Genomic DNA, 21113 nt, shown 5'->3' on the forward strand with positions numbered 1-21113 from the left:
GTATTGCCATAATTGGCACTGGCTTATCAAGCACCCTGTTGAGTTCTCAAAGAACAACCGCACACCATCAAAACGTTCCGCATCCGCGGCCCGTTCCCCCGGGGCACTCGCTCTACTTTACCCGCCGTTTCCGCCGTGTCAAATCCGCGTTTCGCAACCGGATTTGCCAGAACAGAAACTGCACAGGCACCCCCAAGCGCACACGACGCTAGATCGTGTGATCTTGTAAGGGTTTCCGTCAGGACGGCCGGCCGGGCCCCAACTTCGGGTCCCGCTCGCTCGCCCGTCTCCCTGGCGGCTCGGTAAACATTACTCGTTCACCCACGCGACGCCAAATCGGGGGGCGGCGACGGGCGTCACATCATCCGGTCGGGCTAAGAGCCTCAGGTCAGCGCCATTCCGGCCGACAAAGCCGGGCAATTCGTCAGCACGCGACGACACTGTGGGTTGTGGGGCGGTGCGAGGTGCGCGGAAGGCATATAACCAACGCATGCGCACTGACGAGCTGGCCGACCTGATAGCCGAGATACCCGGTACCGAGGTCTCGGCTGTCCCGGGCATCGTCACGGTGCGGGTGCCGGCGATCGACGACACGGCACGGATCCTGTTCCGGGACGTTCTGGACGCCTACGAGGTGTCGGTGCCGACCGGAGCACCCGCGGTGCAGGTCGACATCAAGCGCAAACGCGAGTCCCTCCCCCTCATCTTCACCGTCGACGACGTGGTCTTCGCGCCCGTCTACGCCGACGACCTGGTCGACCCGGAGGACGAGCTGCTGGTCCCGGCGATGCCCGGCATGATCGCCTATTCGGAGATGCATCGGGACGTCCGCGCGCTCGGCAAGGCCATCGACGATCCGGCCGTGGAGCTGGACCCGGAGATGCTCGCGGCGACCGTGCTGGCGCACCGTTGCTTCATCGCCGGTGCGATGCGGGTGGGCCTCTGGCCGGTGCGGGTGGCCGCCTGGTGGGAGTACACGTCGGCACGCGCGGCGGCGACCGTCCGGACCGCCCGCTTCCGTCCCGACCCACGCTGGGACGAGCTGATGGCCGACGTCACCGAGGCGCGCCGCCAGTCCACCCCCGCCGAGCTCTGACCTCTCCCGGCTCGGGGCTCGCCGCCAGAGGCTCGCGAGTCCAGCCGCGGAGGGGCTCCCAGCCGAGGGCTCTCCGGCGGCGGACGGACCGAGGGGACCGTCCGCCGCCGGGGCCGGGGGCCGGCGCGCTTATCGGGTCAGCGCGCCCTCCTCAGAGTGGACGGGTGTGCCGGCGGCGGTGTTGCGGTTCGCCGGCCGGGGCAGGCCGTAGTGTTCGCGCAGCGTGCGGCCGGTGTACTCGGTGCGGAACCGGCCGCGTTCCTGGAGGATCGGCACGACCTGGTCGACGAAGGCCTCGAGTCCGGACGGCAGGACCGGCGCCATGATGTTGAAGCCGTCGGCGGCGCCGTGGGTGTACCAGTGTTCGATCTCGTCGGCGACCTGGACCGCCGTGCCGGTGAAGGTGAGGTGGCCGCGTCCGCCGCCGAGGCGGCCGATGAGTTCGCGGACCGTGAGGTTCTCCCGGCGGCCGAGGTTGACCACCAGGGTGCGGCGGCTCTTGGCACCCTCGATCTGCTCCTCGTCCGGCAGGTTCGCCGGCAGCGGCTCGTCGAGCGACAGTTCGGAGGGGTCGACGCCGATCAGCCCGGCGAGTTGGGCGAGCGCGTACTCGGGGCGGATCAGCCGTTCCAGTTCGGCCTCCCGTTCCCGTGCCTCGGCGACGGTGCGGCCGATGATCGGCACGATCCCGGGCAGGATCTTGATGTGGTCCGGGTCGCGGCCGGCTTCGAGGGTGCGGCGCTTGAGGTCGTCGTAGAACTCCTGCGCGTCGGCGAGCGTCTGGTGTGCGGTGAACACGGCTTCGGCGTACCGGGCGGCGAAGTTGCGTCCGTTCTCCGACGATCCGGCCTGGACCAGCACCGGGTGTCCCTGGGCGGAGCGCGGGACGTTGAGCGCACCGGCGACCGAGTAGTAGTGCCCCCGGTGCGCGGGCGGGTAGATCCTGGTGTCGTCGCCCCAGACGCCGGTCTCCTTGTCGGCGACGATGACGTCGTCGTCCCAGGAGTCCCAGAGTTTGAGGGACACGTCGACGAACTCGGCGGCCCGTTCGTAGCGCTCCCTGTGGGCGGGCAGCGCGTCGAGGTTGAAGTTGCGGGCGGCGTCGAGGCCGGCGGTGGTGACGATGTTCCAGCCGGCCCGGCCGCCGGAGACGATGTCCAGGGACGCGAATCGCCGGGCCAGGTTGTAGGGCTCGTTGTAGGTGGTCGACGCGGTGGCGATCAGGCCGATGTGCCGGGTCGCCCCGGCGAGGGCGGTGAGCAGCACGGTCGGTTCGAGGACGCCGGACGGGCGGCGGCCGACCTGGTCCCACAGGACCGGGCCGTCGGCCAGGAAGAGCGAGTCGAGGCGGCCGCGCTCTGCGATCCGGGCGAGGTTCTTGAAGTGCTCGACGTCGAGGTCGGCGTACGGGTCGCTCTCCGGCAGCCGCCAGGAGGCCTCGTGATGCCCGACGCTCATCAGGAAGGCGTTGAGGTGCAACCGGCCGGGACGGGTCATCACTGCACCTGCGGGGTGTAGTGGGTGGCCTCGTCGCCTTCGAGGATCCGCGACTTCTCACCGTTGACGCCGACCGGAACGTCGCCGGCCACGGTGACGCGGTGCAGCTTGCGGGCCAGGTCGCCGTAGTCGTCGGCGGCGTAGTGCTGGGTGCTGCGGTTGTCCCAGACGACGATGTCGCCGACCTGCCACTTGTGGCGCAGGGTGTTCTCCGGGCGGGTCACGTAGTGCTGGAGCAGGCGCAGGAGGTCGCGGCCCTCGGTCCGGGACAGGCCGATGATCCCGGTGACGAAGTTGCCGATGAACAGGTTCGGCACACCGGAGTCGGGGTTGACCCGGACGACCGGGTGGGCGGTGCGGTAGCGGGTGGAGACGAAGACCTTCTGGTACTCGTCGACCTCGGCGGAGCGGAACTGCGGGTGCTCGGCGTAGTCGTACTCGTTGGAGTGCTCGGCCCACAGCCGGTCGGCGAGCAGCCGCAGGTGCTCGGGCAGGTCGGCGTAGGCGGCGGCGGTGTTGGAGAACAGGGTGTCGCCGCCGTACGGCGGGATGACGAGGCTGCGCAGCGTGGTGGCCTTGGGCGGGGCGACCACGAAGGTGACGTCGGTGTGCCAGGCGTTGGCGCGGGCCCCCTCGCCGCCGGCCACCTCCAGGACGTTGGCCTGGCCGTCGACGGACGGGACGGTCGGGTGGGCCAGGGTCAGTGGCCCGAAGATCGACGCGAACCGCTGGTGCTGCTCGTCGTCGAGGTGCTGGCCGCGGAAGACCAGCACCTTGTGGTCGACGAGGGCCTCGTGGATCTCCTTGGCGTCGCCGGGTTCGATCGGCAGTTTCAGGTCCACGCCGGAGATCTCGGCTCCGATGCGGCCACCGATGCGGGTGATGTCGATGCTCATGCCCGGTCCTCTCGGGAACGGGTTCAGTTGGTGCGCCAGGTGGAGAACCGGCGCTCGGTGGCGATGAGGAGCTGGTTGACCAGCAGGCCGATGGCGGAGATCGTGATGATCCCGGCGTACATGTCGGGGACCGCGAAGTTGTACTGGGCGTAGTTGATGAGGTAGCCCAGACCGGCCTTGGCGCCGACCATCTCGGCGGCGATCAGGATCAGGATCGAGGCGGCGCCGGCCAGCCGGATGCCGGTGAAGATGGTCGGCACGGCTGCCGGGAGGACCACCTTCTGGAAGAGCCGGACCGGGCCCAGGCCCAGCGACCGGGCCGATTTGATCAGGAGCGGATCGACGGTACGGACGCCGCTGACCGTGTTCAGCAGGATCGGCCAGGTGCAGCCGTACAGGATGATCGAGATCTTGGAGGTCTCGCCGAGGCCCAGGATCAGCACGAACACCGGCAGGATGGCCAGGGCGGCGGTGTTGCGGAACACTTCGAGCAGCGGGTTCAGCAGGTTCGCGACCGGGCTGTACCAGCCGATCAGCAGGCCGAGCGGCACCGCGATGACGATGGCCAGGCCGAAGCCGGCGGCCGAGCGGACCAGGCTGGCCTCGGTGTGGCTCCACAGTTGACCGGACACGAGCAGGTCCCACCAGGCGGTCAGCACCTCGGACAGCGGCGGCAGGAAGGTGGCGTCGACCAGGCCGAGGCGCGGGAAGATCTCCCACACCGCGGCGAGAAGACCGATCGCGACGGTACGGGTGAGGACGGCCCCGGCCACCCGCCCGGCGGATCGGGCCGCCCGGTTCAGGGAGACGACCGGGACGGCGCGGACGGCGGGCCGCGCTTCGATGACGCTAGACATGAACCTTCAACTCCTCGTTGCGGGCGCGGTCGACCTCGTCGCGCAGCAGCGTCCAGATCTCGTGGCGGTACCGGGTGAACTCCGGGTCGGAGCGCAGGTCCTCGGTGGCCGGCCGGGCGTCGATCGGCACGTCCACGACCTCCTTGATCCGTCCGGGGCGCGACGTCAGGACGGCGACCCGTTGACCGAGGTAGACGGCCTCCTCGATGCCGTGGGTGATGAAGACGATGGTCTTGCCGGTCTTCTCCCAGATGCGCAGCAGCTCGTCATGGAGGCCGTCGCGGGTCTGCGCGTCCAGGGCCGCGAACGGCTCGTCCATCAGCAGGACGTCCGGGTCGAACGCGAGACTGCGGGCGATCGCGACGCGCTGCTTCATGCCGCCGGACAGCTCGTGCGGGTAGCGGTCGTGGAAGCCGGCGAGGCCGACCAGGTCGAGGTATTCGCGGGCCTTCGCGGCGCGTTCCCGGCGGCCGACTCCTTTGGCTTCGAGACCGAACTCGATGTTGCCCTGGGCGGTGCGCCACGGCAGCAGCGCGTACTGCTGGAAGACGATGCCGCGGTCCAGGCCGGGGCCGGTGACCGGGCGGCCGTCGACCAGGATCCGGCCGCTGGAGAGTTCGCTGAGGCCGCCGAGCAGGTCGAGCAGGGTGGACTTGCCGCAGCCGCTGGGGCCGACGATGACCAGGAACTCGCCGTCGCGTACCTCCAGGTTGATGTCCTGAAGGGCGGTGACCGTCTTGCCGCGGGCCCGGAAGGTCTTGCCGACGTTCTCGAAGACGATCTTGGCGGTCATGCGGCACCACCGGTGGCGTACGCGTTGTAGTCGTTGCTGTAGATGTCGGTGGCCCTGATGTCCTTCTTCAGCTCGCCGGCCCGGTCCAGCCACTCGATCCAGGTGGCGAACTCGCGTTCCTCGATGACGCCGCCGGTGCCGTTGACCCCGTAGCTCTTCCAGAACTGGGTCTGGCTGTCGTCCTCCTCGCGACCCCGCTCGGCGATGATCTCCTTGAGCTTGGCGATGACCTGGTCGCGCGGGGTGGTGCGGGACCACTCGACGGCCTTGCCGACGCCGGAGACGAACGTCTTCACAGTGTCCGGGTTCTTCCTGAGGAAGTCGTCGCGGAAGATGTAGCTGCCCGCGGTGAACTTCCCGAGCAGGTCGTAGTCGGTGTAGAGGGCGTGGATGCCACCACGTTCGAGGGCCTTGTCGCGCAGCGTGCCACCGAGGGCGGCCACGTCGATCTGCCCGGCGCGCAGCGACTGCTCGGTGTTGACCGGTGGCACCACGATCAGCTCGACCTGCTTGATCTCGTCGTCGGTGAGGCCCGCCTCGGTCAGGTACGTCTTGGTGATCGCCTCGGAGTGGGCGCCGAGCGTGTTGACGCCGATCTTCTTGCCGATCAGGTCGCGGGCGCTCTTGATCGGGCTGTCGTCGAGGACGTAGAAGCCGTTGAAGGTGACGTCGTCGACGCCGTAGTAGCCGATGACCGCGGTGATCGGCGCGCCGGAGGAGGCGAGTTTGACGATCGCGCCGTTGAAGGCACCGCCGAAGTCGGTGTCGCCGGTGGTGGCGGCCTGGATGTCCTGCGGGCCGCTGATGGTGTTGCCGATCCAGTCCAGCTCGAGGTCGCCGAGGTATCCGAGGTCGGCGGCCAGTTCGGGCAGGGTCACCGCGCCCACGTTGCCCTGGTAGCGCAGCTTCTTGACCTGCTCGCCGGCGGCGGCGGGCTCGCCGGATGCACCGCAGGCGGCGAGGCCGGCGACGGCGAGGACACCCGCCAGTGCGGCGGCGAGAGCGGATCTACGGGTTGTCATCGGGAGGCTCCTCGGGAAGGGGGTGCGCGTGTCATCGACCGGCGGGCCGCGGGCGGCCGTCGGTTTCGCGGGCAGGTTGCGGCGCGCCGGGCACGGATCGGCGTGGTCGGACGGGGGCCTGGAGGGGCGGGACTTCGCCGTCCCACTCAACAGGCGCAGGTACACACCCGGAGGTAGTCGACGAAGCGGCGCCGGATCAGGCGCTTGCTTCGGTTCATGTCAGCAACGTAGAGCGACGGCATGCCCACGTCAGCCACTTTGTGACCCATGGCACATACATTTCCCATAGAGTGAGTAGGGAATCCGGCGTGAAAAAAGGGGCGGGAGCCGTAGCCCCCGCCCCTGATCAGGACGTTTACTCGCCGAAGTCCTCGAAGGCGTCGCCGACCTCGTCGATCGCCTCACCGGCCACGTAACCCGCCGCCAGACCGCCGGCGACACCCATCGCCATGCCGCCCATGCCCGGGCCGTGGTGGCCGCGCTGACGGTAGTGACCGTGGTGACCCGGCTGACGGTAGTGGCCGTGGTGGCCGTGACCGAAGCCCGGCTGCTGCGGGTGCCCGTAACCCGGCTGCGGCTGCCCGTACCCGGGCTGGGGGTGACCGTAACCCGGCTGCGGAGCGCCGAAGCCCGGCATCGACTTGCGGCGGTCGACCGACTGGCGGACCCAGCCGTCGACGACCTGGCGCCAGTCGGTGGTGTCGGCGTCGGCGTGCGAGACGGTGTACCGCCCGTAGGTGTCGTGGCCCTGGGTGAACAGGCCGCCGCGCTTGTCGAATTCCAGCACCACCTCGACCTGGTGCGGGCTGGTCACGAAGGTCAGCTCGACCTCGTTGATGGCGTGCGCATACTGCTGCGGCGGGAAGTACTCGATCTCCTGGTAGAACGGGAGCGTCTGGTGGACGCCGTAGATCTGCCCGTACTCCAGGTCGGCGGACTTGAACCGGAAGCCCAGCTGGGTGAACGCGTCCAGGATGCGCTGCTGGATCGGCAGCGGGTGCACGTGCACCGCGTCCAGGTCGCCCTTGTCGATCGCCCGGGCGATCGCCAGCTCGGTGCGCACACCCATCACCATGCCGCGCAGCGTCTGGCCGTAGACCGTGGTGATCGGCGTCTCCCACGGCATGTCGATGCGGAACGGGATCGACAGCTGCTGGCCCTGGGCCAGGCGCATCGGACCGGTCACCGGAACCCGCAGGAAGTCGCTGACGGCCGAGTAGTCGCCGCCGCCGCCCTCCACCTCCATCCGGGTGACCAGACCGAGGGTGATGTGCTCGATGTCCGCGTCCTGCGTGCCGCCGACGAGGTTGACGTTGCCGGTCAGCGGAGCGCCCGGATAGGTGCTCGGGTTCGACAGCACAGTGTCGACGCTCGGCCCACCGACTCCCAGGGCACCGAGCAACTTCTTGAAGACCACGATGTTCTCCCGCTTCGAATACGTGCCTGGCGAAACCTAGCAACACCTGCTGAACGAACGCTGGGAAAGCGCTGGTCCCGCGCGATCCCGTAACAGACGGTACGACGATCGTGCAAGGTCATGGAGCAGCTCGCCGAGGCTGTCATGCTATTCCGCCGGAACGGCGTCACGGGCGCCGGAATCCAATCAGGATCGGCACGGGGTTTTCCGGGAGGCGCTCCCCGGCATATTCTGCGCGGGCCATGGCCACCATCGCGCCGCCCTACCGGCCGTCCTCACCGGGGTTCCCACCGGTCGACTCGTCACGCCGTGACGACGACTCGGCGATCGCGGTCACCCTGCGGCACACGCCGCTCGCCTTCCTGCTCCGGCTCTACGTGCCGGTGCTGGAGATCGACGGGCAGAGCGTGCCGGCGTACTGGGGGCGGGTCGTCCAGTCGGTGACGCTCGGCGAGCATCACGTGCACGTCCACGTGCCGTGCCTCGCCCCGTCCCGGATCGGCGCGGCGGACACGACGGTCGTGGCGGTGCCCGGCCGGACCGTGGAGCTGGAGTACCGGGCGCCGATGCTGTCGTTCCTGCCCGGCGCCCTCGGCGTCCCGCCGCAGCGCTACCCGGGCGCGGTGGCCGCCTCGGCCCTGCTGCTGCTCGCGGCCACCCTGGCGATCTGCGCCTGCATCGGGCTCCTGCTGAACGGCTGACACTACTGGGACCTCTGCGCGCGGGGCAGGTAGCGCTCGGCGACCACGGCCGGCCGCTCGGTGACCCGGCCCTCGGCGATGTTCCGGGCCAGCCGCAGGTACTGGGCGTGGGTCCAGGTCAACGGGGTCGCCGAGGTGGTGGGGGTGCCGGGTTCGGCGTACGGCGGCCGCCGGTCCCACACCTGCTCGGGCAGCAGCAGGCCGGGGCCGGCCGCGCGGGCCATGACGGCGAGCTGCTCCCGGGCCGCGGCGGGCTCTCCGGCCGCGATCAGATACTCGCCCCGCTCACCGTTGAGCAGGGGCCAGGCCCGGCCCCGGGTGATCCCGGAACCGGCCGGCAGCGGGTAGTCCCACTGGCTGCCGTCGGCCTTCTCCCCGTAGCCGTCGAAGGACGCGCGGTACCAGAACAGGCCACGCCGGGTGGGCACGCCGAGCTGCCGGTCGACGACGGTGAGACTGTTCCGGACGGCCGGGTCGCCGGCCGGCAGCACCCCGAGGCGCACCAGCTCGAGGAAGCCGGGGTCGACGACCCGGCGCTGGTCGACGCCGGCCGGGCCGCTGTCCCCGATGTCGTAGGTGGTGCCCCGGTCCGGCTGCCCGTCCTTGGTGAGCCGCAGGAAGTACGGCCTCGCCGAGTACGGCCCGGTGGTGGTCACCGTCCAGCCCCTGACCCGGCTCTGCCACGCGTCGGCGGCGGCCAGGTAGCGCCGCTGCGCCGCGACGTCACCGCCGGTACGGGCCATGTCCGCGGCGCAGACCAGTCCGGCGATGGCGGCGGCGATCGTGGCCGGGGAGTAGCCGGACTGGTTCTCCCAGCGGTCCTGCGGCGTCCACGGCGCCCGGTTGCCGTCCCGCTCGAAGCCGATCAGGAAGTCCGCGGCCCGCCGTACCCCCGCCCGGGTCCGCGGATCGGTGCGGCCCAACTGGTGGGCGAGCACGATCGGCAGGGCGACCTCGTCCAGCTGGAGGCCGTCCCAGACCGGTGTGCCGTCGAGGCGGGCGTTCTGCGGGAACGACCCGTCCGGGCGCTGCTGCACGGCGAACAGGTGGTCCAGGGCCCGGTTCGCGCCGGCCCGGTCGCCCGCGGCGAGCAGGCCGGTGGCGATCTGGTAGAGATCACGCGCCCACACCAGGTGGTAGGGGCCGGACGGGTCGTCGCGGCCGAACGCCCACGGCGCGGCGGGCGCGGCCACGTAGGCGCCGCGGTGCGTCTTGTCCTCGGCGGCGGCCAGCACCATCGCGGACACCCGCCAGAGCCGATGGTCGGTGCCGGGCGGCGGACGGTCCAGGCCGTCCAGGTAGCGGGACCAGCCGTGGGCGTACTCCCGGCTGATCCGGGGGAAACCGTGGTGCAGCGCGTCGCGGGTGACGCCGCGGGCCGCCTCGCCGGACGCCGCGAACCCGAGGGCCAGGGTGGCGTCGCGGTGGCCGGGGCGGCCGGTGAGCGCGGTCTCGGCGGTCTGCACGAGGCTGCCGGGCGCGGCGGCGGCGTACCGGTGGTCCATCCGGCCGTCGGCGAGCAGGTCGGTCCAGCCGTCGTTGACGCCGGCGTAGCCGCTGGAGGTGGCGGTGAAGGCGGGTGCGGCGGCGAGGGCGGCGGCCACGTCACCGTCCGCCGCGATCAACGCCCTTCCCTCGGTACGCCCGGAGTCGTCCCCCCGCGTGCCGGCCAGCGCCGGATCGTGCACCACGTGCAGCCGCAACGGCCGGTCGCCGCGCGTGGTGAACCGCAGGGCGGCGAGTACCACTGCCGACCGCGGATCGGTCGTCCACGACACGGTCAGCCGCCACCGGCCGGACCGTTCGGCGAGCGTCTGCCGGTAGCTCAGGCTCCGCGTGCCGGTGAGTTCGGTGGTCACGTCGGCCTGCTCGGCGCGGACGGCGTACCCACCGGGGCCGGTGACCACGAACTGCAGTGCGCGCACGCTCGGCGTGCCGAGGTCGGGATAGAAGACCTCCCCCAGCCCGCCGGCCCGCTGCACCGTGGCCCACACCGTGCTGCGGGTGTCCGCCGAGGTCAGGAACCCGGTCTTGTCGGCCGGGAGGTACGGCTGGTCGACGCCGGGGCCGCCGGGCGCCGGCCCGGTCACCGCACCGGCGGCGGGAACACCGGCCGGGGTGAACGTGAGGACGGCCGCGAGCAGTACGGACCCGATTCTCCGGTACGCCATGACACGCCCTTACCCGATTAACGCCGATCGATGTCAGGGTCTGGTGCGGAGTTCGTCGTGCAGGGCGCGCATCAGTTCGGCACCGGTGAACGGCTTCTCCAGCAGATGCACGTCGGCGGAGAGGGTGCCGTGGGTGGTGAGGACCGGCTGGGCGTACCCGGACATGAACAGGACCCGGGTGCCCGGCCACCGGGACCGGACCGCCTCGGCCAGGTCCCGGCCCAGCATGTTTGGCATGATCACATCGGTGAGCAGGACGTCGACGCTGTGCGTCGCGGCCAGGCGCAGCGCCTCGTCGCCACCGTCGGCGGCCAGCACGGTGTAACCGCCGCGCCGCAGGATCCGGCAGGTCACCTCGCGCAGCGCGCTCTCGTCCTCGACCACCAGCACGGTCGCGCCGTGCCCGGCCAGACCGGCCACCGACTGCTCGGGGCCACCCTGATGCGCCTCGGCGTCGGTGGCCGGCAGCAGGATCGTGAAGGTGGTGCCGACCCCGGCTTCGGAGTAGATCTGCACGGTCCCGCCGGCCTGGGTGATGATGCCGTAGACGGTGGCCAGGCCCAGGCCGGTGCCCTGGCCGCTGGGCTTGGTGGTGAAGAACGGCTCGAACGCCTTGTCGATCACCTCCTTGGGCATGCCGGTGCCGGTGTCGGACACCCGCAGCCGGACATACCGGCCGGTCGGCAGCCCCGCCCGGGCGGCGGCGTGCTCGAAGTCGACGTCGACCAGGGCGGTGTCGATGGTCAGGCGGCCGCCGGCGGGCATCGCGTCGCGGGCGTTCACGGCCAGGTTGACCAGCACCTGCTCCAGCTGGCCCGGATCGGCCATCACCGACGGCAGGCCGGCGGTGGTCCGTACGGTCAGGGCGATGTGCTCCCCCAGCGACCGGTCCAGCATCTGGTGCACCTCGGTGACCACGGTGTTCAGGTTGAGCGGGCGGGGGCGGATCACCTCGCGGCGGGCGAAGGCGAGCAACTGATGGGTGAGGTCGCTGCCCCGGCGGGCGGCGCGGGCGATCTGCTCGGCGTCGACGGCCGGTGGTGTGCCGGCCGCGTCCTCGACGATGAACGACGCGTAGTTGAGGATCACCGCGAGCAGGTTGTTGAAGTCGTGGGCGATCCCGCCGGCCAGCTGGCCCAGGCTCTCCAGCCGCTGCGCCTGCTGCATGCGGGCCTCCAGCCGCTGCCGGTCGGTCTCCTCGCGCAGCCGGCGGCGCTCCTCCTCGGCGGCCAGCCGCTCGGAGATGTCCCGCACCACCGCGACGATCACCACGCCGCTGTCGGTGTGCAGGGAGCTGCACGCGATGTCGACCGGGATCTCGGCACCGCCGCGCCGGGCCGCCCGGCGGGTCGCCCAGCGCTGGTCGGACTCCTCCACCGAGCGTTCGGAGTCCAGCGGGGTGCTGTCGCCGCCGGTCCGCAGCACCGCCGACACCGCCGGCAGCCCGTCCGGCAGCAGCAGCGCCACCGGCATGTGCAGCAGGTCGTGGCGGGGGTGGCCGAACAGGCGCTCGGCCTCGGCGTTGACCAGCACCACCTCCCCGGACTCGGCGACACCGAGAACCGCGTCCGGCGCGGCGTCCAGGATCGCCTGCACCCGTGCCTCGGCCCGCTCCCGGTCGCTGACGTCGCGGGTGATGCTGGTCGTGCCGACGATCGTGCCGCGCTCGTCGATCAGCGGGGACACCAGCGTCGACACCGCGATGTCCTCGTCCTTGGCGGTACGCCGGACGCTGCGGTACCGGTCCACCCGGCCGCCCAGGCGCACCATCAGGCGTACCTGGGCCTCGTCGCCGCGCCGGTCCTCCGGGATGATCAGGTCGATCGACCGGCCGATCATGTCGGAGCCCGGATGGCCGTAGAGCGCCTCGGCGCCCGGGTTCCAGGACAGCACCCGGCCGTCCAGGTCGGTGGTGACGATCGCGTCGTGCGACGACTGCACGATCGAGGCGAGCAGCGACCGGGTGCGGGCCGCCTCCCGCTGGGCCGTGTCGTCGCGGAGCACCGCGGTCACGTACGTCTCGCCGTCCGGCGCGGCCACCGCGGACAGGGAGACCTCGACGGCGAAGACGGTGCCGTCGCGACGGACGCCGCGCAGCGGCAGGCGGCGCAGCGGCGGATGGGGGCCGGAGAGGTATCCCGCCCGGTGCTGAGGATGCCGGTCGCGGGTGTCCTCCGGAACCAGATCGTCGACGGAGGTCCCGGCCAGGTCGTCGTCGGTCCAGCCGAACATGTCGTGGGCGCGGCGGTTGGCCATCGTGATCGTGCCGTCCGAACGGCTCACGATGATCGCGTCCGGGGCGGTGTCGAGCAGAAGCCCCGGGATACCGGTTGACTCCACCGACGCCTCCCGCCCCCTAAAGTACGTCTATCCTGATATTTCGGTATCCGGTTGTCAGTTTCGGAGAAAAGCTGTCGAAGTGAGTAGCGCGCTGTCACCTATCGACCCGAATCGCCCCAGTGCCGCCCGCATCTACGACGCCTACCTGGGCGGCACCCACAATTTCGCCGCCGACCGCGCCGTCGCCGACCGTGCCGCCGAGATCCTGCCCGAGGTCCCGCTGATCGCCCGCGCCAACCGGGACCTGCTGCGGCGGATCGTGCGGTATGCGGCCGCCCGCGGGGTCCACCAGTTCCTCGACCTCGGCTCCGGCATCCCCACCGAGAACAACGTGCACCAGGTGGCCCGCGAGGTGGCGCCGGACGCCCGGGTCGTCTACGTCGATCTGGACCCGACCGCGGTGCTCTACGCCCGGCACCTGCTCGGCGACGACACGCAGACCGCGATCGTCCGGGGCGACCTGCGGCAACCGGCGGCGATCCTGGCCGCGCCGGAGGTCCGTGACCTGATCGATCTCGGCCGGCCGGTCGCGATCCTGATGATCGCGGTCCTGCACTTCATGCCGGACGGGCCGGAACTGGACGCGGCACTGCACGCCTACCGCGAGGCGGTGGCCCCCGGCAGCCTGCTGGCGATCTCGCACGTCACCACGAACGGCGAGCCGGAACCGACCGCGCGGATCGCCGAACTCTACAACCGCACCGGCACCCCGCTGGTGGTGCGCGACGCCGCCCGGACGGCCCGTTTCTTCGAGGGGTGGCGCCTGGTCGAGCCGGGCCTGGTCCCCGGGCCCCGGTGGCGCCCCGACGACGGACCGGTCAGCGACGCGGAGCGATACCTGACCCTGGCCGGCGTCGCCGAGAGATAGCGATCCCGGCATCGGCCGGCCGGTCGTAACCGTCGCAACTGTCCTCCGGCTCGACGTCGATCAGGTCGAACAGGTCCGGCCCGGAGTGCCCGGTGTCGACGGTGCCGCCGATCAGGCCGAGCAGGGCCGCGCAGTTGCGCCCATACCCCTGCACCATGCGGTCCACCCGGGTGGGGTGCCCGCAGCGCCGGCACGGGCGCATCCGCTCCGTTGATGGCTCACCCACGTGACCAGTATCGGCGTACCGATCAGGATTCGCCGACCGCGTCGGCCAGTTCCTGCTTGTTCATCCGGGAACGTCCGTGGATCTCCTGCTCGCGCGCCTTCTGGTAGAGCTCCCGGCGGGTGGTCTCGTGGTCGCCGCCGGAGGGCAGGTCCGCGCCGGTCGTCGCCTCGAGGAAGCGGCGGCCCATCTCGTCGCGCTCGGCGTCGTCGAGGCGTTCGGCGAGGATCGGCAGGAGGTCCTGCTCCTCCTCCTGGACGTGGTGGCGCAGCTCGCCGGTGATAGCGGCGACGGTCCCGTCGTATCCCGGGTCCTCGGCGTCGCCGCGCAGCAGGTTCTGGAGCATCTCCTCGACCTGGTGGTGTTCGACGACGCCGTCCTTGACCTCGTCACCGGCCTCGGCGGCCAGATCGCGGATGGCGGGGTAGACGAACGCCTCCTCGGCCTCGGAGTGCGGCAGCAGAAGCCGCGCCACCTCCTGCATGAGAGCCGCGCTGTCGCCGTCGCCCTTCTCGGCGCGGGCCAGCAGGTCCTCTACCTGACGGTGCTGCTCTTTGATGATCTCCACAATGTCCGGCACGGCTTCCCCCTTGATATTTGGACAAAGGGCGTATTACCCGAAAACGGACGGATCATCCTTCAGCAAACGCACATCTTCCCGGTCGTACGCTGCGGTGGAAGCATGTGAGGGGAGACTGCCGAGGTGGAGATAAAGGTGCAACCGTTCCGGATCTTCAGGATCACCGCGATCGCCGAGGCGTTCTCCTGGACCGGCCTGCTCGTCGGCATGTTCCTGAAATACGTCACGGAGACCACCGAGGCCGGGGTGTGGCTGTTCGGCCGCCTGCACGGCGCCCTGTTCATCGCCTATCTGGTCGCGACCCTCTGGGTGGCGCGGGCCGAGCGCTGGTCGCTGTGGCGGGTGCTGTTCGGCCTGGCCGCCTCGATCCCACCGCTCACCACCCTGATCTTCGAGCGCTGGGTGGCCAAGCGTCGCCCGGCGGCGGAACCGGTGGCCGCCACCGCCTGAGTTCCGCCGGCGGTGGGGGCGTGTCTGCCGACGCGCCCCCACACGTCACTTCACTGCTATCGGATTGACCGGGGAGCCGACCGCACCGGTGATCGGCAGCGGCGCCGCGGTCAGCCAGAACTCGTAGACGCCATCGGAGGCGCAGTCCGCGGCCAGGGCGTCCAGGTCCCACATCTCCCCGAGGAACAGGCCGATGTGCGGGATCGCCACCTGGTGCAACGGCTGGAACGCGTCGTCGAACTCATTGGGCCGCACCTCGAATCCCCAGGTGTCGGTGGCGATCGCGGCGATCTCCGTCCGGTGCAGCCAGTCCGCGGTGCTGAAGGACAGACCGGGAGCGGGCCCGCCGGCGTAGTCACCCCAGCCGTCGCGGCGGGCGCGGGCGAGCTGGCCGGTACGGATCAGGACGATGTCGCCCCGGCCGATCTCGACGCCCGCGTCCGCCGCCACCGAGTCGAGATGGTCGGACGTGATGGCGAAGCCGTCCGGCAGGTCCCCGAAGTCCAGCAGCACACCGCGCCCGGCGATCACGTCGGCGACCGTCTCGATGCCGGTGAACCCGTCACCGAGGCTGGTCACCACATCGGCGGCACGGCGGCCGTTCCAGGCGTAACCGTGGTCGAAGATGTGGCCGAGCCCGTCCCACTGGGTCGAGCACTGCAACGGCATGGCGATCACGTCGTCGGCGCCGCCGATGCCGTGCGGGAAACCCTGCACACCGGCGGCCGCGTCGGTGCCGGTGTCGAGCATGGTGTGCACCGGGTTGGTGCGGCGCCGCCAGCCCTTCTGCGGGCCGTTCGCGTCGAACGACTGCGACAGCGAGAACGACACCCCCCGGCGCACCAGCGCCGCGCCCTGCCTGCGCTTCTCCGGGGTCAGGAAGTTCATCGTGCCGCGTACGTCGTCAGCACCCCACCGCCCCCAGTTGGAGCAGCGTTTCGCCGCCGCCGCGACGGCGCCCTCCGGGTCACTTCTGGAGAACATCGGACACCCAGTCGGCGATGTAGGTCTGGACGTGCGCGAAGTGGTCGAGCCCGATGTGCTCGGCCCCACCCTCCTGGGCGGTGAAGATCCGCAGTTCCCGCCGGGGCGAGTTGACCGCCTGCTCGTAGGAGCGGTGCGCGTACCGCACGGGGATCTGCCGGTCGTTCTCGCCGTGGCAGATCAGGAACGGCACGGTGATCCGCTCGACCACGCCGTCGAGGTTGACCGCCTCGGCCTTTTTGATGAACGTGTCCAGGTCGTCCTCGCCCCACACCCAGAGCACGTGGTCCCAGTAGTGCGGGACCGGGTTCTCCCCCTCGCGCTCCAGGCGCCGCTTCTGCACGGCACCCCAGTCGTGGTTGGCGCCCCAGGCGACACAGAGGGCGAGCCGCTTCTCGAACGCGGCCGCCCGGGGTGCGTAGTAGCCACCCAGCGACCAGCCCGTCAGCCCGATCTTCCCGGCGATGACGTCGTCGCGGGTGAGCAGGTAGTCGATGCAGGCGGCGGCCCAGTCCTCAGTCTCGATCCGGGATCTGAGGTCGTGGAAGCGCAGCGCCTCCCCACTGCCGGGGCAGTCGACCATCAGCGTGTGGATGCCGCGGGCCGCCAGTTCGTGCGCGAACCCGGAGGCGTACATGTGCTCCTTGGTCGAGTCGAGCCCGTTCCACAGGATGATCACCGGTGCCGGCCCTTCGACCGGTGCCCTCTTGAAATACGCCGGCAGCAGCGCCCCCTCGAACGGGATCGCCACCCGCGTCGTGGCCGGGTCGAGCAGATCGAACGCCTTCTGCTGCAGGTCGAGAAGCCGCTGGTAGACCGCCTTCCGGTCGGGCGACTTGGCGCTCTGCATCCGCTCGGCCTGGGCCAGATAGTTGGTGGCCCGCTGATACTTCTGCCCGGCGGTGCGGGTGTGCCCGGCGGCCTCGTCGGCGGCTGCCTGGGATGCCAGGTCCTCGGCGACGGCGGCCCACGATGCCATGAATTCCCTGGTGCCGACGTCGGCCCCCTGGGTGGCCAGTTCCCTGATCGGGCGGCAGGCCCGGTCCACCTCGTCGATCAGGCCGCCGCTGTTCAGGGTGGCGACGACGCCCAGATTCCAGACGTAGTTGCCCGGGAAGTACTCGAACATTCAGTGCTGCCTCTCTGCTCGCGCCCGCGCCGGGTCACGGCGGCGTACCGGCGGGAGATCCTCGGTGTCGGGACCGGTGACGACGGTGTTGGTCAGGCTGCCGATGCCCTCGACGGTCAGGGTCACCACGTCGCCGGCCCGCAGCGGGGGTGGATCCTGCCGGCCGTGGCGACCCCAGAGTTCGGCCAGGCAGCCGCCGTTGCCGACGGTCCCGGAGCCGAACACGTCGCCGGCCACGATCCGGCTGTCCCGGGCCGCGTAGGCGATCATGGTCTCGAAGGTCCAGCCCATGTTGCCGAGCAGGTCACGGCCGATCTCGGTGCCGTTCACCTCGGCCGTGCACCACAGCTCCAGGAAGCCGTCCCGCTTGAACGGGTCCAGCTCGTCGGCGGTGACGATCCACGGGCCGAGACTGCTCGCGAAGTCCTTGCCCTTGGCCGGCCCCAGGTTCACCTGCATCTCTCGTTTTTGCAGGTCCCGGGCCGACCAGTCGTTCAGGATCGTGTAGCCGAAGATCGAACCGCCGGGCCCGGCGACCGCTGCGACCTCCAGCTCGTAGTCGCGGTTCACCGACCGGGCCGGGAACGGGACCTCGTCGCCCGGCCCGTAGATCCGGTGCGGGTTGGTGAAATAGAACGTCGGGGCGTCGTACCACGCCTCCGGCACGCCGCCGGAGCCGTCGATGCTGCGCCGGACACCTTCGACGTGTTCCTCGAAGGCGACGAAGTCGCGCAGCGACGCCGGTTGCAGCGGCGCGAGCAGCCGAACCTGCTCCAGAGGTACGGGTGCCTGCGGCTCCGGGATGTCGCCCACCTCGATGACCGTCCGGATGTCGGCCTCGAACGGGCGCACCACCCCGTCCTCGACGACGCCCGACCTGATCCGGCCCTCGTGCCGGAACCGTGCGATCCGCATCAGACCGGCGGCGCGACGAAGATGCCGCGGTCGACGTCGTTGAAGGACTGCCTGGCGACGAACTCGTTCATCGGGTTCGCGGTCCCCCACTGGTCACTGACGGTGGGGTCGGAGAAGTCGTACAGGTGCGGGTGCCAGGTGTCCTCGTCGAGTTCCTCCAGCTCGGTGGTGTACTCGACGGTGTTGCCGTGCGGGTCGAGGAAGTAGCTGAACGTGTTGTTCCCGGCCATGTGCCGGCCCGGCCCCCACACCTTCTCGACGCCGCCGCGCAGCAGCCGGCCGGTGCCGCGCATGTACTCGTCGATGCCGCGCATCTCGAACGACGCGTGGTGCAGCGAGACGTGCGGGCCACGGGCGATCGCCAGGCTGTGGTGCCAGCGGTTGGTCCGGAGGAACCACATCATCGACCCCATCCGCGGGTGCATCAGGGTGTCGGAGAGGGCGAAGTTGAGGTGCTCGTCGTAGAAGGCGACGGTCGCCTCCGGATTCGGCGAGTTGATCACCACGTGCGAGAGCTTGACCGGGACGGACTCGCCCTCCTCCAGCTTGCGGTGCTGCCGGACGGCCACGTCGCAGGACACCTCGACGGTACGGCCGTCGAGGTCGAAGAAGCGGAAGCCGTACCCCCCGCCCGGGGTCTGCAGCCGGCCCGGCTCGCCGACCAGGGTGACCCCGGCACGTCCGAGACGTTCGGCGAGCGCGTCGACGTCGGTCTGGTTCGCCGCGCCGAAGGCGATCAGGTCGAGCCGCTTCTCCGCGGCCTTGCGCAGCCGCACCGAGTACTGCTCGGGCGAGCCGGCCGCGGCCAGGAACGCGATGCCCTCGTCGGTGGTTTCGGCGTCCAGGCCCCACATGGTCGTGTAGAAGTCGAGCTGCCGGTCGTAGTCGGGCACCGCCAGGTCGACGTGGCGCAGGTGGGTGATGAGGCGTTCGTCGTTCATCGATGGTCCTTTCACGCGGGCGACGCGACGAGATGGGCGACGCGCGCCATCAGGCCGGGGACGTCGCCGCGCTCGTGGGCGAGCTGCCAGCGGGTCAGTTGCAGGGAGGCTTCGACGACCGTCTTCGCGCGGTCGAGGCGGCGGGCGGTGAACTCCTGCCAGAGCGCATCGGTGAGGACGTCCTCGCGGAGCAGCAGCTCGGCGAGGACGGACGCGTCCTCCAGCGCCTGAGCGGCGCCCTGGGCGAGGGTGGGCGGGCAGCTGTGCGCCGCGTCGCCGATCAGCACCACGCCGCCGCGGTTCCACGGACCGTCGATGACGTGGCTGGAGAAGGCCGTGTAGTTGACGCGGGCCGGGTCGGTCAGGTTCTCCCGGATCTCGTCCCACGGCCCGTGGTAGGCGCCGGCCAGCTCCCGCATGGTCGCGAGGGCCTCGTCGGGCGACAGCCCGGACCGGTCCTGCACGTCCTCGACCAGGTAGGCGTAGAGCGTGTCCACTCCGGTCGGGCAGTACCCGGCGATGTAGGCGGGCCCGCCGTAGAACAGGTCGGTCCGGGTCACGCTCGCCGGCCGCTTCGTGAACGTGCGCCAGATCCCCATGCCGACCGGCTGCGGCTCGACGTCGATCCCGAGCTGCCGGCGCGTCCATGAGCGCAGCCCGTCGGCACCGACGACCAGGTCGTAGGTCGCCGCCGAACCGTCGTCGAAGGTGACCGTGGTGCCGTCGAGAGACACCGGCCGGGTGTTGAACCGCATCTTCGCCCCGGCGGAGACGGCACGCTCGACCAGGATCCTCGCGAGCGCGGGCCGGTACATGCCGAGGGTGGCGGGCAGATCCTCGCCGCCGGTACGGATGTCGGTGAGCTCGGCGATCAGCGTGCCGGCCGGGTCCGGGGCGCGCAGGCCGAGCGTGTCGAACTCGTACCCCTCGGCCCGCACCTGCGCCCAGACGCCGAGCTGCCGCAGCACGCGCAGCGCGTTGCCCTGGAGGGTGATGCCGGAGCCGAGAGCGGCCACGTCGGGTTTCAGGTCGACCAGGTCGACGGAGACGCCGCCCTCGGCGAGCAGGATCGCCACAGCGGCGCCCGCGGCGCCGCCACCGACGACCAGAACATTACGAACTGCCGGCACGGCGGTTTCCCTTCTGTTTCCTCTGTGACCGGCCCCACTGTCGCGCGCCGCCCCGCCATCAGGGAAGCTCAAGTTGGTGATCGCAGTCATAGGCGCGGCTTATAGTGGCGGGATGGCCGTCGACCGGGTGCTGGCAAACCTCGACCTGAATCTCCTGCTCACCCTCGATGCCCTGCTCAGGGAGCGGAACGTGACCCGGACCGCGGAGCGGCTCGGGGTCAGCCAGCCCGCCGTCAGCGGTGCGCTCGGGCGGCTGCGGCGGCACTTCGGCGACCAGCTGCTGGTCCGCGTCGGCAACCGGTACGACCTGACCCCGCTCGCCACCCGGGTCGCCGCGCTGACCGGGCCCGCCCTGGCCGGGGTGCGCCGGGTCTTCGACGCCACCGCCGAGTTCGACCCGTCCGGACTGGACCGGGAGTTCACGATCGTCAGCTCCGACTACGCGGCGACGGTCCTCGGGCCGCTGATCGCCCGGCGGATCGCGGCCCTGGCCCCGGGCGCCCGGTTGCGGCTCCAGCAGACCACGCCGTACGCGGTGGACCACGCCGCCGACACCCTGCGCAGCGCCGACGGGCTGATCATCCCGCACGGGTTCGTCACCGGGCTGCCCTATCTGGACCTCTACAGCGACCGCTGGGTGTGCGTCGTCTCCGCCGACCATCCCGACGTCGGTGCCGTCCTGACCATGGAGCTGCTGGCCGAGTTGCCGTGGGTGGTCATCTTCGACCGGCCCACCGCGTTCGCCCCGGCCTCCCGGCAGTTGCGGATGCTCGGCATCGAGGCCCGGGTCGAGGTCGTCGTCGACGGGTTCGCGCAGATGCCGTTCCTGGTCGCCGGCACCCGCCGGGTCGCGCTGTTGCAGGAGCGCCTGGCGCGGCTGGTCGCCCCGGTCGCCGGGATCCGGCTGCTGGACTGCCCGTTCGAGGTGGTCCCGGTGGCCGAGGCGTTCTGGTGGAACCCGATCTACCGCAACGATCCGGCGCACATGTGGCTGCGCGACGTGATCCTGGAGGCCGCGGCCGAGCTGCGCCCATCAGCGTGACTTATGAACGGCATCAGCGGATCCGTCTTCCGCTGATGGCGGGCGTCCGCACATAGTCAGG

20 protein-coding genes are annotated in these 21113 nt (G+C 70.8%); 5 read left to right on the forward strand and 15 right to left on the reverse strand.

Going from position 1 to position 21113, the window contains the following annotated elements:
• The first annotated feature begins 490 nt into the window (after positions 1 to 490).
• Positions 491 to 1096: a hypothetical protein gene (locus BC793_RS45295; protein WP_109602837.1), complete on the forward strand. Its 606-nt coding sequence runs from the start codon at positions 491 to 493 to the stop codon at positions 1094 to 1096.
• Positions 1097 to 1225: 129 nt separating this feature from the next.
• On the opposite strand, the gene BC793_RS45300 is transcribed toward BC793_RS45295, so the two are convergent.
• The 6 genes from BC793_RS45300 to BC793_RS45325 all read right to left on the reverse strand — a co-directional run bounded on the left by BC793_RS45300 (position 1226) and on the right by BC793_RS45325 (position 7578).
• The gene (locus tag BC793_RS45300; protein WP_109602838.1) at positions 1226 to 2593 is read right to left on the reverse strand and encodes an LLM class flavin-dependent oxidoreductase; all 1368 of its coding nucleotides are present in this window, start codon (positions 2591 to 2593) and stop codon (positions 1226 to 1228) included.
• Positions 2593 to 3489, reverse strand: coding sequence for a TauD/TfdA dioxygenase family protein (locus BC793_RS45305; RefSeq protein ID WP_109602839.1), 897 nt, complete (start codon positions 3487 to 3489; stop codon positions 2593 to 2595). The genes BC793_RS45300 and BC793_RS45305 overlap by 1 nt, the downstream gene beginning before the upstream one ends.
• 23 nt (positions 3490 to 3512) lie before the next feature.
• Entirely contained in the window at positions 3513 to 4346 is an 834-nt protein-coding gene (locus BC793_RS45310; protein ID WP_109602840.1) for an ABC transporter permease, read from the reverse strand.
• Positions 4339 to 5139 (reverse strand): ABC transporter ATP-binding protein, encoded by an 801-nt coding sequence (locus BC793_RS45315; protein WP_109602841.1) that lies wholly within the window; start codon positions 5137 to 5139, stop codon positions 4339 to 4341. Before BC793_RS45315 ends, BC793_RS45310 begins: the two co-directional genes overlap by 8 nt.
• The gene (locus BC793_RS45320; protein WP_109602842.1) at positions 5136 to 6161 is read right to left on the reverse strand and encodes an ABC transporter substrate-binding protein; all 1026 of its coding nucleotides are present in this window, start codon (positions 6159 to 6161) and stop codon (positions 5136 to 5138) included. The genes BC793_RS45315 and BC793_RS45320 overlap by 4 nt, the downstream gene beginning before the upstream one ends.
• Before the next feature lie 355 nt (positions 6162 to 6516).
• Entirely contained in the window at positions 6517 to 7578 is a 1062-nt protein-coding gene (locus BC793_RS45325; protein ID WP_109602843.1) for a sporulation protein, read from the reverse strand.
• Between the two features lie 242 nt (positions 7579 to 7820).
• Between BC793_RS45325 and BC793_RS45330 the strand changes: the two genes are divergently transcribed.
• Positions 7821 to 8279 (forward strand): hypothetical protein, encoded by a 459-nt coding sequence (locus BC793_RS45330; RefSeq protein ID WP_109602844.1) that lies wholly within the window; start codon positions 7821 to 7823, stop codon positions 8277 to 8279.
• Between the two features lie 2 nt (positions 8280 to 8281).
• Here BC793_RS45330 and BC793_RS45335 read toward each other — a convergent pair whose 3' ends face one another.
• Positions 8282 to 10450, reverse strand: a complete 2169-nt coding sequence (locus BC793_RS45335) for a glycoside hydrolase family 15 protein (protein WP_109602845.1) — start codon at positions 10448 to 10450, stop codon at positions 8282 to 8284.
• Positions 10451 to 10483: 33 nt separating this feature from the next.
• Positions 10484 to 12790, reverse strand: a complete 2307-nt coding sequence (locus BC793_RS45340; protein ID WP_109602846.1) for a PAS domain S-box protein — start codon at positions 12788 to 12790, stop codon at positions 10484 to 10486.
• A 79-nt stretch (positions 12791 to 12869) separates the two neighbouring features.
• Here BC793_RS45340 and BC793_RS45345 point away from each other — a divergent pair, with 79 nt between their 5' ends.
• Positions 12870 to 13658: an SAM-dependent methyltransferase gene (locus BC793_RS45345; RefSeq protein WP_239170704.1), complete on the forward strand. Its 789-nt coding sequence runs from the start codon at positions 12870 to 12872 to the stop codon at positions 13656 to 13658.
• Here the strand turns inward: BC793_RS45345 and BC793_RS45350 are convergent.
• Together BC793_RS45350 and BC793_RS45355 are read right to left on the reverse strand one after the other, a co-directional pair.
• Positions 13609 to 13884, reverse strand: coding sequence for a hypothetical protein (locus BC793_RS45350; protein WP_109602847.1), 276 nt, complete (start codon positions 13882 to 13884; stop codon positions 13609 to 13611). The genes BC793_RS45345 and BC793_RS45350 overlap by 50 nt on opposite strands.
• A gap of 22 nt (positions 13885 to 13906) precedes the next feature.
• On the reverse strand, positions 13907 to 14461 hold the full coding sequence (locus BC793_RS45355) for a hemerythrin domain-containing protein (RefSeq protein WP_109602848.1): 555 nt from the start codon (positions 14459 to 14461) through the stop codon (positions 13907 to 13909).
• 123 nt (positions 14462 to 14584) lie between these two features.
• Between BC793_RS45355 and BC793_RS45360 the strand changes: the two genes are divergently transcribed.
• Positions 14585 to 14911 (forward strand): DUF3817 domain-containing protein, encoded by a 327-nt coding sequence (locus tag BC793_RS45360; RefSeq protein ID WP_239170705.1) that lies wholly within the window; start codon positions 14585 to 14587, stop codon positions 14909 to 14911.
• A gap of 45 nt (positions 14912 to 14956) precedes the next feature.
• Here BC793_RS45360 and BC793_RS45365 read toward each other — a convergent pair whose 3' ends face one another.
• The 5 genes from BC793_RS45365 to BC793_RS45385 are packed head-to-tail and all read right to left on the reverse strand — an operon-like array spanning position 14957 to position 20010.
• Positions 14957 to 15895: a cyclase family protein gene (locus BC793_RS45365; protein WP_109602850.1), complete on the reverse strand. Its 939-nt coding sequence runs from the start codon at positions 15893 to 15895 to the stop codon at positions 14957 to 14959.
• Entirely contained in the window at positions 15879 to 17024 is a 1146-nt protein-coding gene (locus BC793_RS45370) for an alpha/beta hydrolase family protein (protein ID WP_109602851.1), read from the reverse strand. The genes BC793_RS45365 and BC793_RS45370 overlap by 17 nt, the downstream gene beginning before the upstream one ends.
• Positions 17025 to 17939 (reverse strand): fumarylacetoacetate hydrolase family protein, encoded by a 915-nt coding sequence (locus BC793_RS45375; protein ID WP_109602852.1) that lies wholly within the window; start codon positions 17937 to 17939, stop codon positions 17025 to 17027.
• A complete protein-coding gene (locus tag BC793_RS45380) occupies positions 17939 to 18880 on the reverse strand; it encodes a VOC family protein (protein ID WP_109602853.1) in 942 nt (313 codons plus the stop codon). The genes BC793_RS45375 and BC793_RS45380 overlap by 1 nt, the downstream gene beginning before the upstream one ends.
• An 11-nt stretch (positions 18881 to 18891) precedes the next feature.
• A complete protein-coding gene (locus BC793_RS45385; RefSeq protein ID WP_109602854.1) occupies positions 18892 to 20010 on the reverse strand; it encodes an FAD-dependent monooxygenase in 1119 nt (372 codons plus the stop codon).
• A 112-nt stretch (positions 20011 to 20122) separates the two neighbouring features.
• Between BC793_RS45385 and BC793_RS45390 the strand changes: the two genes are divergently transcribed.
• Positions 20123 to 21052, forward strand: coding sequence for a LysR family transcriptional regulator (locus BC793_RS45390; protein WP_109602855.1), 930 nt, complete (start codon positions 20123 to 20125; stop codon positions 21050 to 21052).
• Positions 21053 to 21113 lie beyond the last annotated feature (61 nt).

This window comes from Actinoplanes xinjiangensis (assembly GCF_003148685.1).
Taxonomy (GTDB): domain Bacteria; phylum Actinomycetota; class Actinomycetes; order Mycobacteriales; family Micromonosporaceae; genus Actinoplanes; species Actinoplanes xinjiangensis.